Source organism: Paraburkholderia sp. BR10937, from assembly GCF_040965695.1.
Lineage (GTDB): Bacteria > Pseudomonadota > Gammaproteobacteria > Burkholderiales > Burkholderiaceae > Paraburkholderia.
In genome coordinates this window covers 1-244 of sequence record NZ_JBFRCL010000250.1, presented here as the reverse complement: position 1 = coordinate 244, position 244 = coordinate 1, and the positions used below count along the sequence as shown (strand labels likewise).

2 pseudogenes are annotated in these 244 nt (G+C 58.6%); both read left to right on the top strand.

Features of this window, described 5'->3' with window-relative positions:
• A pseudogene (locus AB4Y44_RS42845) lies at nucleotides 1–126 on the top strand (ATP synthase subunit I); the annotation flags it as partial.
• Nucleotides 118–244 (top strand): annotated as a pseudogene (locus tag AB4Y44_RS42840) (F0F1 ATP synthase subunit A); the annotation flags it as partial. The pseudogenes AB4Y44_RS42845 and AB4Y44_RS42840, both read left to right, overlap by 9 nt.

Sequence of the window (244 nt, the reverse complement as noted above, 5' to 3'; positions counted from 1 at the left end):
GAAGCCTTCAAGATGGGGGCGACGATTGCGATGTTCGTCGCCATCGCGTTCTGGTATCACGACGTGCTGTGGATTCCCCTGCTCGTCACGTACCTGATCGCACTAAAGACATACTGGATCGCGCTCGGCGTGTTCGTGCTGATGATTTACTACAACCTCAAGATCAAGGGTCCTGGCGGCTTCGCACACGAGCTGCTCTCGGCCCCGTTCGGCGCGCATCCGCTCCTGTGGATCCCGAACCTTG